The organism is Candidatus Borreliella tachyglossi (assembly GCF_003076595.1).
In the GTDB taxonomy this organism is placed as follows: Bacteria; Spirochaetota; Spirochaetia; order Borreliales; family Borreliaceae; genus Borrelia; species Borrelia tachyglossi.
Map to the genome: position 1 here is coordinate 493,356 of NZ_CP025785.1, position 12,769 is coordinate 506,124.

The 12,769-nt window shown below is 30.6% G+C and carries 14 protein-coding genes, 4 tRNA genes and 1 other RNA gene; 18 read left to right on the top strand and 1 reads right to left on the bottom strand.

What is annotated here, in order from left to right:
- The first annotated feature begins 42 nt into the window (after window positions 1–42).
- From CR532_RS02380 to CR532_RS02395, 4 genes are all read left to right on the top strand, one after another.
- Window positions 43–1,560, top strand: coding sequence for a fibronectin type III domain-containing protein (locus CR532_RS02380; protein WP_108729230.1), 1,518 nt, complete (start codon window positions 43–45; stop codon window positions 1,558–1,560).
- Window positions 1,553–2,860, top strand: coding sequence for a tetratricopeptide repeat protein (locus CR532_RS02385; RefSeq protein WP_108729231.1), 1,308 nt, complete (start codon window positions 1,553–1,555; stop codon window positions 2,858–2,860). The genes CR532_RS02380 and CR532_RS02385 overlap by 8 nt, the downstream gene beginning before the upstream one ends.
- Before the next feature lie 62 nt (window positions 2,861–2,922).
- Window positions 2,923–3,011, top strand: a tRNA-Ser gene (locus CR532_RS02390).
- Between the two features lie 71 nt (window positions 3,012–3,082).
- A tRNA-Ser gene (locus tag CR532_RS02395) sits at window positions 3,083–3,169 on the top strand.
- Window positions 3,170–3,210: 41 nt separating this feature from the next.
- On the opposite strand, the gene CR532_RS02400 is transcribed toward CR532_RS02395, so the two are convergent.
- Window positions 3,211–3,897, bottom strand: a complete 687-nt coding sequence (locus CR532_RS02400; RefSeq protein ID WP_108729232.1) for an RsiV family protein — start codon at window positions 3,895–3,897, stop codon at window positions 3,211–3,213.
- A 118-nt stretch (window positions 3,898–4,015) separates the two neighbouring features.
- On the opposite strand from CR532_RS02400, the gene CR532_RS02405 reads away from it, so the two are divergent.
- The 14 genes from CR532_RS02405 (at window position 4,016) to CR532_RS02470 (ending at window position 12,769) form a co-directional block, all read left to right on the top strand.
- Window positions 4,016–4,089 (top strand) — tRNA-Arg (locus CR532_RS02405).
- A 15-nt stretch (window positions 4,090–4,104) separates the two neighbouring features.
- Window positions 4,105–4,191 (top strand) — tRNA-Ser (locus CR532_RS02410).
- 2 nt (window positions 4,192–4,193) lie between these two features.
- An RNA gene (gene ffs, locus CR532_RS02415) (signal recognition particle sRNA small type) lies at window positions 4,194–4,291 on the top strand.
- 163 nt (window positions 4,292–4,454) lie between these two features.
- Complete coding sequence (gene dnaX, locus CR532_RS02420) at window positions 4,455–6,077, top strand: DNA polymerase III subunit gamma/tau (RefSeq protein ID WP_108729233.1); 1,623 nt, start codon at window positions 4,455–4,457, stop codon at window positions 6,075–6,077.
- A gap of 4 nt (window positions 6,078–6,081) precedes the next feature.
- Entirely contained in the window at window positions 6,082–6,381 is a 300-nt protein-coding gene (locus CR532_RS02425) for a YbaB/EbfC family nucleoid-associated protein (protein WP_108729234.1), read from the top strand.
- A gap of 3 nt (window positions 6,382–6,384) precedes the next feature.
- Window positions 6,385–6,969 (top strand): recombination mediator RecR, encoded by a 585-nt coding sequence (recR, locus tag CR532_RS02430; RefSeq protein WP_108729235.1) that lies wholly within the window; start codon window positions 6,385–6,387, stop codon window positions 6,967–6,969.
- Between the two features lie 332 nt (window positions 6,970–7,301).
- Window positions 7,302–7,811 (top strand): nucleoside-diphosphate kinase, encoded by a 510-nt coding sequence (locus CR532_RS02435; protein WP_108729236.1) that lies wholly within the window; start codon window positions 7,302–7,304, stop codon window positions 7,809–7,811.
- A 778-nt stretch (window positions 7,812–8,589) separates the two neighbouring features.
- Window positions 8,590–9,126: a hypothetical protein gene (locus tag CR532_RS02440; RefSeq protein ID WP_108729621.1), complete on the top strand. Its 537-nt coding sequence runs from the start codon at window positions 8,590–8,592 to the stop codon at window positions 9,124–9,126.
- Window positions 9,123–9,818 (top strand): LptA/OstA family protein, encoded by a 696-nt coding sequence (locus tag CR532_RS02445; protein ID WP_108729237.1) that lies wholly within the window; start codon window positions 9,123–9,125, stop codon window positions 9,816–9,818. Before CR532_RS02440 ends, CR532_RS02445 begins: the two co-directional genes overlap by 4 nt.
- Entirely contained in the window at window positions 9,796–10,587 is a 792-nt protein-coding gene (lptB, locus tag CR532_RS02450) for an LPS export ABC transporter ATP-binding protein (protein WP_108729238.1), read from the top strand. The genes CR532_RS02445 and lptB overlap by 23 nt, the downstream gene beginning before the upstream one ends.
- Window positions 10,584–11,273 carry a peptidoglycan editing factor PgeF gene (gene pgeF, locus CR532_RS02455; RefSeq protein ID WP_108729239.1) on the top strand — a complete coding sequence of 230 codons (690 nt, stop codon included), beginning with the start codon at window positions 10,584–10,586 and terminating at the stop codon, window positions 11,271–11,273. The genes lptB and pgeF overlap by 4 nt, the downstream gene beginning before the upstream one ends.
- Window position 11,274: 1 nt before the next feature.
- Window positions 11,275–12,021 (top strand): Nif3-like dinuclear metal center hexameric protein, encoded by a 747-nt coding sequence (locus CR532_RS02460; RefSeq protein ID WP_108729240.1) that lies wholly within the window; start codon window positions 11,275–11,277, stop codon window positions 12,019–12,021.
- Window positions 12,022–12,030: 9 nt separating this feature from the next.
- On the top strand, window positions 12,031–12,537 hold the full coding sequence (lspA, locus tag CR532_RS02465; RefSeq protein ID WP_108729241.1) for a signal peptidase II: 507 nt from the start codon (window positions 12,031–12,033) through the stop codon (window positions 12,535–12,537).
- 4 nt (window positions 12,538–12,541) lie between these two features.
- The gene (locus CR532_RS02470; protein WP_108729622.1) at window positions 12,542–12,769 is read left to right on the top strand and encodes a hypothetical protein; all 228 of its coding nucleotides are present in this window, start codon (window positions 12,542–12,544) and stop codon (window positions 12,767–12,769) included.

The following is a 12,769-nucleotide window of genomic DNA, read 5'->3' on the forward strand; positions in this document are numbered from 1 at the left end:
TATGTTTGATTCTTTTTGTATTAAAAGAGATAAAGGTATGCAATGAGATTGATTTTTACATGTTTGTTGTTTTTTTTATGTATTCCTAATGTTTTTTCTCAGGAGCTTAAGTTAATTCTTGATGCGAAAGATCGATTTAAGTTTATTCAGGAAGCTCATAATATTAGTTTTGCAAAAGATAGTAGGGGTATTCTTGGGATTTACTTGGATAGACACAAAGGTACGTTAGATTTTGATAATGTTGATTTGAGGTTAGAAATAGATGAGAATAGTGATCTGCAAGATTCCTCTTTAAACTATTTTGTTGACTCAAGTAATGCAAAAATTTCAAACTCCTTTCATAATATTTCAGGTAATTCTTTAATTTTTTATTCAAGTCGAAATATTGTTAAGCTTAAGCCATTAACAAAAAAGGCTTTCTTCTATTCAGGTAATGTGATTTCTGATTTTACTATCCAATTTTGGGTGTATCGGACTACTTCTGTGACAGGAGAGATTATTGTAAGTTGGAATGGATATAGAAATATTAAGGGTACTTGGCTAGACCAAGCGATTAGATTGGAGAGTGAAGGCGGAACTTTTGTTTGGAGCTTTAATAATGTATTTTTAAAAGAGAATGGAGAACCTATTAAAATTAAAATGAAAAGTGATGATGATTTTGTTCCAAAAGAGTGGCATTTGCACACTGTACGGTATAGGCAGAAAGATGGGTTGCTTGAATATTTAATAGACTCTAGACCCCAAGCTATAGAGTATGTTACTACTGACCGGAGAGAGGGTGCTGGATATTTATTAAATATTGGCAATTTTATTGATTTTACATTAGGACAGTACTTTACGGGGGCTATTGAAGATTTTGAAATTCATAAAAGTTTTGAGGAAGTAAGTAATGCTTTCTTCTCAAAGGATAAGGGATACATTATTACAGAACCCATCAAGTTGTCTAAGGACTATTCTCAAATTTTATCCCTTGATTTTGATAGTGTGAAGCCAAAAGATACAGAAATTATTTATTATTACAGGTTAGATAATAAGGTGTTTTATGGAACAGACAATAATGGAGAGATAAAGAAGAATTTGACAGGAGATTGGATTCATTATGATCCTAAAGATGGCTTTCCTAAATTTAATGTTTCTAAATATATTCAAATTAAGGTTGAATTTTATCCAAGTGGCAACCCTATAGACAGCCCAGCTCTTTATAACATGATGATTACTTATATCCCTGAGGCTGCACCTTTCCCGCCTGTTATAACAAAAGCCGTTCCAGGATCTGGGGAGATATTTATTGAATGGGTTCCTGTCATTAATAGTAACATTGTAGGTTACTATATTTATGTTGGAGTTAGTCCTGGCAATTATTATGAAAAGTCTGGGGGTGTTTTGACGTCGCCTATTGATGTGGGTGACCAAACTTCTTTTAAAATTACAGGTCTTGAGGATGGAAGACTTTATTATATTAGCATTGCTTCTTATAATTTAGATAAGAGTGTAAATGAAACTTCTTTCTCCAAAGAAATTTCCGTAAGACCTATGGAGATTTTTAAAAAATATGAATAATGTTGATTTTGAAAAAGCCTTAGGGCTTTATAAAAAAGGAGATTTTAAGAATGCTCTTTTAAATCTAGATGTTTTTGATGATAACTTTGATTCGCTATCTCTTAAGGCTCTAATTTATTTTAGATGTAGGGATTATAAGGCACTTTTATATGTTCTAGATACTTATCCTATTTTAAGTGAGTATAGTTTTTTAATTAAACTTTTAAATTATGGTAAATTTGAGGGCAGAGCAGATAAATTAAGTTATTTTGAAAATTATAATCTTGGTGTTTTTTATTTTGGATTAAAAGATTATGAAAGTTCTTTAACTTGCTTTTTAAAAGCTAGCGAACAAAATCCTAGTTTTATTCAGGCTGTTAATAATGCTGCTATTTTGTTTGAGATGTTAGACAGAAAAGATGAGTCTATGAAGATGATTCTTAGGGCAGGTGATATAGATGAAAATAATGCTCTTGTTAAACTAAATGGTTGGCTTTTGAATAATAATTGTATACTTGAGAGTGTAAAACCGTTAGAAATAGATTCAAGCTTTTCAAATGCTAATCTTTCTCTTATTATTAATTATTTAATGTATTATCTTTACTTTACTGGAGAGATAAGCAATGCAGTTAAGCTTTCTGAGAGGTTTTTAACAGATTTTCATTATTCTAAGTATATTTGGCATAATAGAGCAACTATTTTGCATAAAATAGGAAATATGACTCAAGCCACTAAATCTTATGTAAAAGCTATTTTAAGTTTTCCTAATATTTATACAATATATAACATGCATATCGCTACAATAGAGCTTTTGAATTTTTCTCCTAAAAGATCTATTGATCGAATGGTTTTAGATTATCCTGATATGGAGTTGGTATATTTTTATGCATTTTTATTTTTTTTAAGGAATCGTGATCTTGAAGACGCATATTTTTATATGAAGAAGCTCTGCGAGCTTAAACCGGATACTTATTATAAGTTTGTAGGCTTACTTGAATCTAGGGAAGATATTTTAATTGAAGAACTTTTGGAGGAGTTTGCAGTAGCTTTAAAGGGAAATTGGGCATTAGAATATTTGTTTTTTATTGATAATTCTTTAAATTTAAGAGACCCTGTATTTGTATTTGACTATGACACTAGACTTTCTCCATATATTTGGAAAATTAGAGATGAACATATTGAGCTGAGAGCTAGTAATAATGAGGTAGATATTGCTAAGAAAATTTTTGCAGACGAGTTTAAACAAATGAACATTGATGTTTCAATTAAAGAAATTAAGGATTTAGTCGAGGCTTATAGGGATTTTAAGATTAATTATTAGGGGCAAGAATTATTTTGTTGACAATATTAATACTCTAATATACTATTTATTAGAGTATTGAAGGAGAGATGCCAGAGTGGCCGAATGGGGCTTCCTGCTAAGAAGTTGTCCTTTTAAAAGGGGACCATGGGTTCGAATCCCATTCTCTCCGTAGGGATTCTCGTTGTGGATTTTGAGCCTTGACAGATATTTCTTTAATGTATTAAGATTTACAATGATTTTGGAGAGGTGGCAGAGTGGTTGAATGCTACGGTCTTGAAAACCGTCGTAGGTGTGAGCCTACCGTGAGTTCGAATCTCACCCTCTCCGTTGAATTATATATTTAAACAAGGCTAGGCAAATTTAATTGCCTAGCCTTCAGTATTTTCAATTGGGAATGTAAATTCAACTTTTCCAGATGCGTGGTCGCGTATTGTGAGAGGGTCATAAAAAACTATCACATTATTGTTTTTAAAGTAATATTTATATTGATTAAAAATTTCCTCAAAACTTTTTCCACGTGTATCAATCTGGATATCAAATTCTCTAGAATTTTTAAGTTCTTTTTCTACTTGCTCCCTCAATACTTGGATCAAAGAGTCTAATTGATCTTGTGAAATTACATCTGAAAGTTCTATTTTTTCTCTCCCTCTTAGATTAATTGGATGATATGTCGTAAGGCCGTTTGCATCTCGTTCTGTTATTGTGTATTGTTCGTATAGGATTGATGTGATTTGAAGGTTCTCGTTTGTGAATATTTCAAAGTCAGATTGATAAAAATATTCATGGATCTCTCCTTTTGGTTTGATTTTTTCTAATCTGTCGGTTTCGTTGTTAATTTTCCATTTTTTTATAAGTTCTTCAAGTCCAAATTCTAAGTCTGATACAATGGGGATTTTAGCATCGATGTGAAAAATATTGTTGTTTTTGTAATTCCCGGTTTCTTTTATAATTTTTGTTTCAATGTGAACTTCTGCATTTTTTATGGTTTTTTCAGATTTTGAACATGATATAATTAATAGAAGTATTACTATGATGGTTGGATATTTGGTAGTCATTGGGTACTCCTTTTATAAATTAATTGTGTTTTTATAAAAATGTTTTGGGTTATTTATTATAAATTAAGTTTATTGTAATAAATAATAATTTTTATTACAATAAACTTAATATTTATTTGTGCCCATAGCTCAGCTGGATAGAGCGTTAGATTGCGGTTCTGAAGGTCAGAGGTTCAAGTCCTCTTGGGCACGGAAATTATTGAGTTTGGAGAGATGGCCGAGTGGCTGAAGGCGCACGCTTGGAAAGCGTGTATACACGAGAGTGTATCATGGGTTCGAATCCCATTTTCTCCGATACCTAGGATCCGCACTATTGAGTGTTACCTAATCCCGTCAGGACTGGAAGGTAGCAGCGGTAAGTAATTACTTGGTGAGTGCGTAAGTCTTAGGTTTATTATTTTTTCGCGACAAGCAGGTATAGTCTTTATAAAATCAATATTAGGGCAATATTGGTAATGCGTTTATAATTCGAAGGGCAGTTTTTATTGTTTAAATGTTTTTTGTTTTATATAATTTAAGATTCAAGTAAGATTTTTGTTTGTGTATGGAGAGGTGGGATGATATCTTCAAGAGGTACCGCTATTAAGAGGCGTCCCAGAGATTTTAATTCTCTTGAGGGACAGGATTTTGTTGTTGAAACCCTAAAACATTCAATAGAAAATAATAAAATAGCAAATGCGTATATATTTTCAGGTCCACGGGGCGTTGGAAAAACTTCTTCTGCAAGGGCTTTATCAAGGTGTTTAAATTGCAAGGTGGGACCAACAATTACGCCTTGTGGGATGTGTCCTAGTTGTAAATCTATTGATAATGACAGTAGTCTTGATGTTATTGAAATTGATGGTGCCTCAAACACCTCTGTACAAGATGTTAGGCAGATTAAAGAAGAAATAATGTTTCCCCCCGCTAGTTCAAAATATAGGATTTATATTATTGATGAAGTTCATATGCTTTCAAATTCTGCTTTTAATGCTCTTTTAAAGACAATTGAAGAGCCTCCGAGTTATATTGTTTTTATTTTTGCTACTACAGAAGTACACAAGGTTCCAGATACAATAAAGAGTAGATGCCAACATTTTAATTTTAGACTTTTGCCCTTAAATAAGATTTATGAGATGTTAAAGAGCATTTGCCTTGAAGATAACATTAAACATGAAGATGAAGCTTTAAGGTGGATCGCTTATAAAAGTGGAGGGAGTGTTAGAGATTCTTATACTCTGTTTGATCAAATTGTTTCGTTTAGTAATGCTGACATAAAACTTGAACAAATAAGATTTAAGATGGGATTGACCAGTGATGAATTTTTAGAAAAATTAGCATTAAGCATTCTTAATGAGGATTTAAGGGAATTAATTCATGTCCTAGATAATGCTCTTTTAACGGGAATTTCATGTGAGCAATTTCTTCTTGATGCGATTGAATTTTTTAGAGAAATATTATTTTTAAAATTAGATATTAAAAATCTTACTTTTATTGGGGTTAAATCTGAGAATTTAAGAGAAAAATTATTAAGCTTTGATTTAAATCATGTTGAGAGAAGTATCAGCGTATTGCTTGAAACTTATAGGGATTTACAGTTTTCAGTGAATCCTAAGTATGAACTTGAGATTAATTTTATTAAGATACTTAGACTTAAAAATTATGTTCCAAATCATATTTTGATTAACCAAATTCAGGATATTGAGGATAAAGTATGCGGTGAGGTTAATTTTAATGTGAATGACACAGATTTAAAACAAGAATTAGAATATGCTCCCTCAGAAGAATTTAGTTCGGATAAAATTGAAACTACCTTGCAGACTGAGATTGGAGCATCTACGAATTTAGAGCGTGATGAGATTGATGAGATTTTTATAGAGACAGCAGATAGTTCTAATAAGGCAGAAGAGAATAATAAAATTAAGGAAAGGTTTGTTTATTTCGTATCTAAATATGTTCAAACTTTAATGTATTCAGGAGAGATTTTGATTGACAATGGCGTGCTTTATTATAAGGTTTTTAGTGTATTTGAGTATAATCAGCTTCAGGCTTATCAGAATGAAATAAGGGTTGAATTTTGTGAGGAGTTTCCTAGATTGAATGTTATATTCTTAAAATCTTTTAAAGGCAGTAATGATGAGCTTGAGAATGGGGTAATGAGGGTCAAAAACATTTTTGGAGCAAGTGAGATAAAGGAGTAGAAGTATGTCAGTAAATCCATTAGATTTTTTAAAGAATATGTCAAATTTTAAAGACAATATTGATAATATTAAAAAAGAAATATCTCAAATTAGTGTTTATGGTAGAGCAGGAAGTGATGTTGTCATTGTTGAGATGAATGGTGAGTTTCTTGTCAAGAAAGTTACAGTTAAGGAAGAATTTTTTAGCGATTTAGATAACGAGGCCCTTGAACATATGATAAAAGCGGCTTTCAATGATGCTATTTCTAAGGTTAAGGAAGAGATAAAAACAAAAACAATGGGCTCTATTCCGTTTGGGATTTAAGATTTGATTATAAAGGATTTAATTGATTTAATTTCTAAGTTGCCAGGCATGGGCAAAAAGACAGCAGTACGAATGGTTTATGATATTTTATCTAATGATGAGGAGTATGCAAAAAATCTTGGACAAAGTTTGATTAATCTCCACTCTAAGATAAAGAAGTGTAGGCATTGTTACAACTTTTCTGAGAAGGAATTTTGTGATATTTGTACGGATTTAAATAGAAATAAAGATTTAATTTGTGTTGTAGAAACACCACAAGATTTGGAAGTTGTTGAGTCTACTAGAGAATATGACGGATTGTATTTTGTGCTTCATGGGCATCTTGACCCTTTAAAGGACATCGGGCCTAGTAGGTTAAATCTTGATAAACTGGAAGGATATGTTAGGGAGGTTGGGGCTAGAGAGGTTATTGTTGCTACAGAATTTAGCATTGAAGGGGATGTAACAGCCAATTATATTAGTAGCATTTTGAATAAGTTAGATATTAATGTTACAAGAATAGCATCTGGCCTTCCCGCTGGAGGGAGTATTAGTAGCTCAGACAAAATTACTACCCTTAGGGCTTTTCGTTTGAGGCTTAAAATATAAAATTTGGCAATTGGTTATTTTAGGGGCATTTTAAGAGTTGTACTAAGTATTCCTCTATTTTATAGATTAATTTTGGTTTAATTATTTTAATTTATAAGTTTTGAGGCTAGATTTCAACTATGAGCAATATTTATTTAGCTCAGTTGGTTACATTGGGATATTTTGTTATTTGGTTTTGTATTGATATCTTAATTTTTAAAGGTTTAGTTTCTTTAAAAAATTCTATGATTTTTATGGTCTTTTACTGTGTATTGTGAAATTGATACTTGGGAAGTCAGTTAATCATACTTTGCAATTAACTGGCTTTGTATTCGCGATATTGGGAGGTTTTTATGTCTACTTTAATACAGAAAACTTTATGTATTATTAAGCCTGATGGTGTTAGACGAGGTTTGATTGGTAGTGTGATTTCTAGGTTTGAAAGAGCAGGTTTGAAAATAGTGGCAACTAAAATGATTTTAGTTGATAGGGAAAAGGCCGAGGCTCATTATTTGTATAATGATATTGCCATAAGACATGGCGAGTTTGTTTGGGAGTCTTTAATTGATTTTATAATGAGTTCGCCAGTTTTTGTATTTGTAATTGAGGGTGTTGAATCTATTGAAGTTGTTCGAAAACTCTGTGGTCCTACAGAGCCAAAAGCGGCTTCTCCTGGGACGATAAGAGGTGATTTTTCTTATCATAGTTTTAACTATGCGAATGAGAAAAAGTTTTCAATTTATAATGTAATTCATGCTTCTGCTAATGTTGCGGATGCCCTTCGTGAGATACCGATTTGGTTTAAAGAAGATGAAATTTTGACTTATAAAAGAGACGATTACCTGGAGCATTATTATGGTTGATTTGAATGTTAAGTTTTAAAAGGCTTATATTGAAATATTAGTGGGCAAAAGAATTTGTTTTAAGTAATTTTCTCTTATTCTTAATAATTATTTTGAACCTTTTATTTAAAGAGGAGCATTATTTTTGGTTTAAGTTTGATTAATAATATTTATTGATAGTATTCATCCTAGTTTAATTAATTTTACAGAAAAGTTGCTCATTATTTAGGTAATTTTATTAGAAATTGAGAGATATAATATTATTTCTTTAACTCAAGATAACTATGTCAGTCTTAGAGTAAGTTTCAATAATGGAAATTTGACTAAATTAGGGAGAATATATATTTTCTTTCAATTAAAATGATGCTTGTTATAATGGCCTTGGTAGATAAAATAACAAAGTAATGTTTAAACGTTTTGGATCAATATGAAAATGTTAATTTTTATGGATTCAGAAATAAAAGCTATAAAGAGTTATTATATTGTTTGAAAAAATAGATAAGAGAAAATCTAAATTCTTGATTTTAAATACTAATATCGAACACGAGAAATTTGAGTGAAAATCCTTAGGATTGTTTTATGATTATTAATGACAATCTTGGATATCGCTAAAAAAGGAGCTATTTTTTGGGAGAATTGCAGATTGGGTAGGATTTTTGGTAATTTGGTATGTTATGAGTTTTTTGAATGTGATATTGGGAGCCGTCATTACTTAAATCTGGCGGATGAAGGTCATGCAAAAATTTCAGCATTTGCTTTTTTAATTAGAAAGCTTAGAGAAAACTTTTTAAGTATTTGTATGAAAAGATTCATTTTGTTTTCTCTTTTTCCACTTTTGTTTCTCTTAAACTGTACTTTCGATTACAATGAGTATTCTAGTAGGTCAGAGGCTGTCAAGGAGACTCCTTCAATACAGATATTGGGAATGAGTTACCATAATATTGTAGGAGGGAAGAAAGAAACGGCATTGGAATCTTTGAGTTTTAATTATTTTCATGATTACAAGCTTTATAAATTGAAGAATGTAAGGTTTTTATATCATTCTTTGGATAATAAGATTTCGGGTAAATTTAATAATTTAGAAGGTTCTCATATTACAAAAAATTTAGATATGAGAGATTCTGTAGAATTAAAAATAGAAGATATGAGTAACTATTATTTGATTAGTACCAATAGACTTTTATGGCGGGATAATGATAAGAAGCTATTCTCACCTCCAAATGAGGTGGTACTTGTTAGATTTAATGATAGCAACATAATCGGAAAGGAGTTTGTATATTTTTTAAATAATAATAATTTTTACTTTTATTCTGGTATGGAAGGGATAGTAAGATGAGAAGTATTATTGTTTTTTTAGTTTTTATTTCTTTGTTTAGTGGCTATGCGCAAGAGAAGAAGCAATCTCGTGAGGCTAAGGAATTGAAATCTATAGACAGTTCAAAGAAGAATGAATTTACTTTTAGAGCGGATTTTTCTCATGGGATTATGTCTTCCCTTTATAAGAGGATTGTTTTAAAGGGAAATCCTGAAGTGATTTCATCTGATTTTAAGCTTAGGGCTGATGAAATTGAAATTTATGGCGAGGAGAGTTCTTATATTGAAGCTCGTGGTAATGTCTATTATGAGGATTATAAGAACAAAATGAATGTTAAGGCGCAATTTTTATTTTTTAATAGAAGGTTAGATAATTTTTATCTTGAAAAAGGCGTTGAGCTTGAAGATTTGGAAAATGAGCTTGTTGTTAAGGCCGAAAGGATTGAAGGTGGTCATAAGACAAATATTTATATTATGCAGTACTCTGTTAAAATATATAAGGGTGATACTTTTGCAAGGGCCGAGAATGGAATTTATAACAAGGACGAAAAAGAGATCGTTCTTGAAGGCGTTCCGATGATTTATCAAGATGATAATTATTATTCTGCTTCAAGGATAATTTTTAATACAGAGACTAATAAATATAATCTTGAAGGAAGTGTGGAGGGTAAGTTTACTCAAATGGAGGAAGATGTTTCTGGGGAAGAAAAATAAAATAGAATCAATAAAAGAAAGGCTTAGTCTTAGTACTTCTAGTGATATTGTTCTTAAGGCGGATAGTATTGTTAAGAAATATGGCGAGAAAGTGGCTGTTAATGGAATTACTATTGATGTTCACCAAGGTGAGGTTGTAGGTCTTCTTGGGCCAAATGGTGCTGGGAAGACTACAACTTTTTATACTATTGTGGGTTTTATTAGATCTAATGGCGGGAGTGTCTTGATAAATAATTATGATGTTTCTGGTCTTAACATGTATGAGCGGGCACGGATAGGGATTGTGTATTTACCACAGGATGCATCTATTTTTAGGGAGCTTACAGTTGAGGACAATATTTTAGTTGCTCTTGAGAGACGTGAGGATTTATCTCAAGCTGAGCGTAAAATGGAACTTGTCAATCTTCTTAAAGAATTTGAAATAAAGAGAATACAATATCAAAAGGCGTATACTCTCTCTGGTGGGGAGAGAAGGAGAACTGAAATAGCTAGGGCTTTGGCGGTTAATCCATATTTTTTATTACTTGATGAACCTTTTGCAGGCATTGATCCTATAGCTATTGGTGATATAAAAAATATAATAAAAATTTTAAAGAGTAAGAATATTGGCGTTTTAATTACAGATCATAATGTAAGAGATGCTTTTGATATAATAGATAGGGCTTATATTATCTATCAAGGACAGGTACTTGATGAGGGTAATGTTGATTATATTATTAATAGTGAAAGGGCTAAAAAGCTTTATCTTGGAGAAGAGTTTAGATTGTGAGAATAATAGAGAGGAAACTTTACTATGAGTTTGAATTAGACTCTAGCATTAAGTTAATCTATACTAAAAAACCTTTTGATTTAGATGTGAAAGACATTGATAATAATAATTTAAGTTTTATTCCTAAGGATAAGAAAATAAAATATTTAAAACAATTACATACAAATATTGTTTATAAAGTTTCTGATGATTTTGTTAATTTTCAGGAAGGAGATGGGCTTGTTTCTTCTTCCTGTAATGTTGCTCTTCTTGCTTACTATGCGGATTGTCTGCCAATATATTTTTTTGACAAATCAAAAAAATATATTGGCCTTGCTCACAGTGGGTATAAGGGTAGTTTTAAACTCATTATTTTAAAAATGTTGCTTATATTTGAAGAAATGGGATCAGATTTTGGGGATTTGAAAGTTTTCTTTGGACCTTACAATAGATCATGTTGTTATGAAGTATCTGCAGAGTTTTTGGCAGAAATAAATTCAAAATTTAGCAATAAGTTATTGGATATATCTTTTTATAAAAAGGATGATAAAATATACTTTGATAATGTTAATTTTAATTTAGGTTTGATTTCTAATTTTAATTTAGATATTGAAGATTCAGGTTTGTGTACTTATTGTAGTCACAAGCTTTACTCTCATAGAAGACTTAAGGGTAAAAGAAGTTACGCATTAATTTGGAGAGTTTGATTTGAATGTTAAAGACTTATCATCCAAGTTGGATAAAATATTTAAGGTAAAGGATTATGAGGGTATTGATAAGAGTCTTAATGGGCTCCAGGTAGGCGATTTAGGATTTGAGATTAAAAAGGTTGCCTTTGCCGTTGATGCTAGTATGATGACCTTGCAGGAAGCTAAGGAATATGATTTTTTGATAACTCATCATGGTATTTTTTGGTCGAAATCAGAGAGGATTGTTTCTGTAATCTATGAAAAAGTTAAATGTCTTATTGATAATAAGTTAGCTCTTTATTCTGCTCATTTACCAATGGATGCACATCCTGTTTATTCTCATAGCAAGGTATTGTCCGATTTTCTTGGTTTTAAGAGTCCCATTCCTTTTGCAAATTATAGAGGCGTTAATTTAGGTATTATTTCTATTGCCGATTGTAATTTTTCTGAAATTTTGAAAAAAATTGAGGCTCATAATAAACATATTCTTTATTACAAAAGATTTAAGGAGCCTGTTAGAAAGGTAGCAATTGTTAGTGGTTCTGGATATTCTTTTTTTGAAGAAGCCTTGGAACATGGCGTTGATTTATTTATAACAGGGGATACTTCTCATCAAATATATTCTTTAGCAGAGGAGTGTAGTGTAAACTTAATATTTGCTGGTCATTATTTTACTGAAACATTTGGTTTAATAAAATTAATGGAATATTTTAAGAACCAGAAAGAATTAGAGGTTAATTTTATTTTAAGAGATACTAATTTATAAGGATTTTGTATGAATATTACTAGGATTGAGTTTGTTAAGAATTGTATATTTATTTCTGTTTTTGTATTTTTTGATCAACTATCCAAGTATTTCATTGTTCAACATGTTGAGATTGGCTCTGAATATTTATCTTTTTTTGGGGATTTTTTTAAAATAATACATGTTAGAAATACTGGGATTTTGTTCTCAATGGGCTCTAATATTGGATCTAGTTTGAAAAGTCTATTTTTTCTTATAATACCTATTATTATTTTAGTTTTTGTTTTTTATTTTTCTTTAAATGAAAAGAATAGAATGGCCAAGATTTCTCTTTTATTAATTTTATCTGGTGGTATTGGAAATATTATTGATAGACTGCTTAGGCCCTTAGGAGTTGTAGATTTCTTGGATGTAAAATTTTTTGGCATCTTTGGGCTCCAGAGATGGCCAACTTTTAACTTTGCAGACAGTTATGTTGTTGTAGGAATAACTTTATTTATAATTTATGATTTGTTTGCAAAAAACAAAAAGAATTGAACTTATGAACATTTTATACTTTATTTTGTGTTCATTAACTAATTTATCTTTAATGTTTTTAATTTTTTTTCTTGAATTTTTTTGTATTGCTAAACTTAATATTATTGTCTCTCCTTTTTTTCAGTTTATTTTAGTTTTGTTTATGATTATTATTTCAATTGTGATAAGTTATTTTTTATCTAATATTATTGCAAAAAGTATTATTTCTAAGTTTTTCAATCTAGATAAATAA

Excerpts from the sequence above, each read along its gene's own strand:
- CR532_RS02380 (WP_108729230.1), top strand. The coding sequence starts at position 43 with ATGAGATTGATTTTTACATGTTTGTTGTTTTTTTTATGTATTCCTAAT.
- CR532_RS02385 (WP_108729231.1), top strand. The coding sequence starts at position 1,553 with ATGAATAATGTTGATTTTGAAAAAGCCTTAGGGCTTTATAAAAAAGGA.
- CR532_RS02400 (WP_108729232.1), bottom strand. The coding sequence starts at position 3,897 with ATGACTACCAAATATCCAACCATCATAGTAATACTTCTATTAATTATA.
- dnaX (WP_108729233.1), top strand. The coding sequence starts at position 4,455 with ATGATATCTTCAAGAGGTACCGCTATTAAGAGGCGTCCCAGAGATTTT.
- CR532_RS02425 (WP_108729234.1), top strand. The coding sequence starts at position 6,082 with ATGTCAGTAAATCCATTAGATTTTTTAAAGAATATGTCAAATTTTAAA.
- CR532_RS02435 (WP_108729236.1), top strand. The coding sequence starts at position 7,302 with ATGTCTACTTTAATACAGAAAACTTTATGTATTATTAAGCCTGATGGT.
- CR532_RS02440 (WP_108729621.1), top strand. The coding sequence starts at position 8,590 with ATGAAAAGATTCATTTTGTTTTCTCTTTTTCCACTTTTGTTTCTCTTA.
- CR532_RS02445 (WP_108729237.1), top strand. The coding sequence starts at position 9,123 with ATGAGAAGTATTATTGTTTTTTTAGTTTTTATTTCTTTGTTTAGTGGC.
- lptB (WP_108729238.1), top strand. The coding sequence starts at position 9,796 with ATGTTTCTGGGGAAGAAAAATAAAATAGAATCAATAAAAGAAAGGCTT.
- lspA (WP_108729241.1), top strand. The coding sequence starts at position 12,031 with ATGAATATTACTAGGATTGAGTTTGTTAAGAATTGTATATTTATTTCT.
- CR532_RS02470 (WP_108729622.1), top strand. The coding sequence starts at position 12,542 with ATGAACATTTTATACTTTATTTTGTGTTCATTAACTAATTTATCTTTA.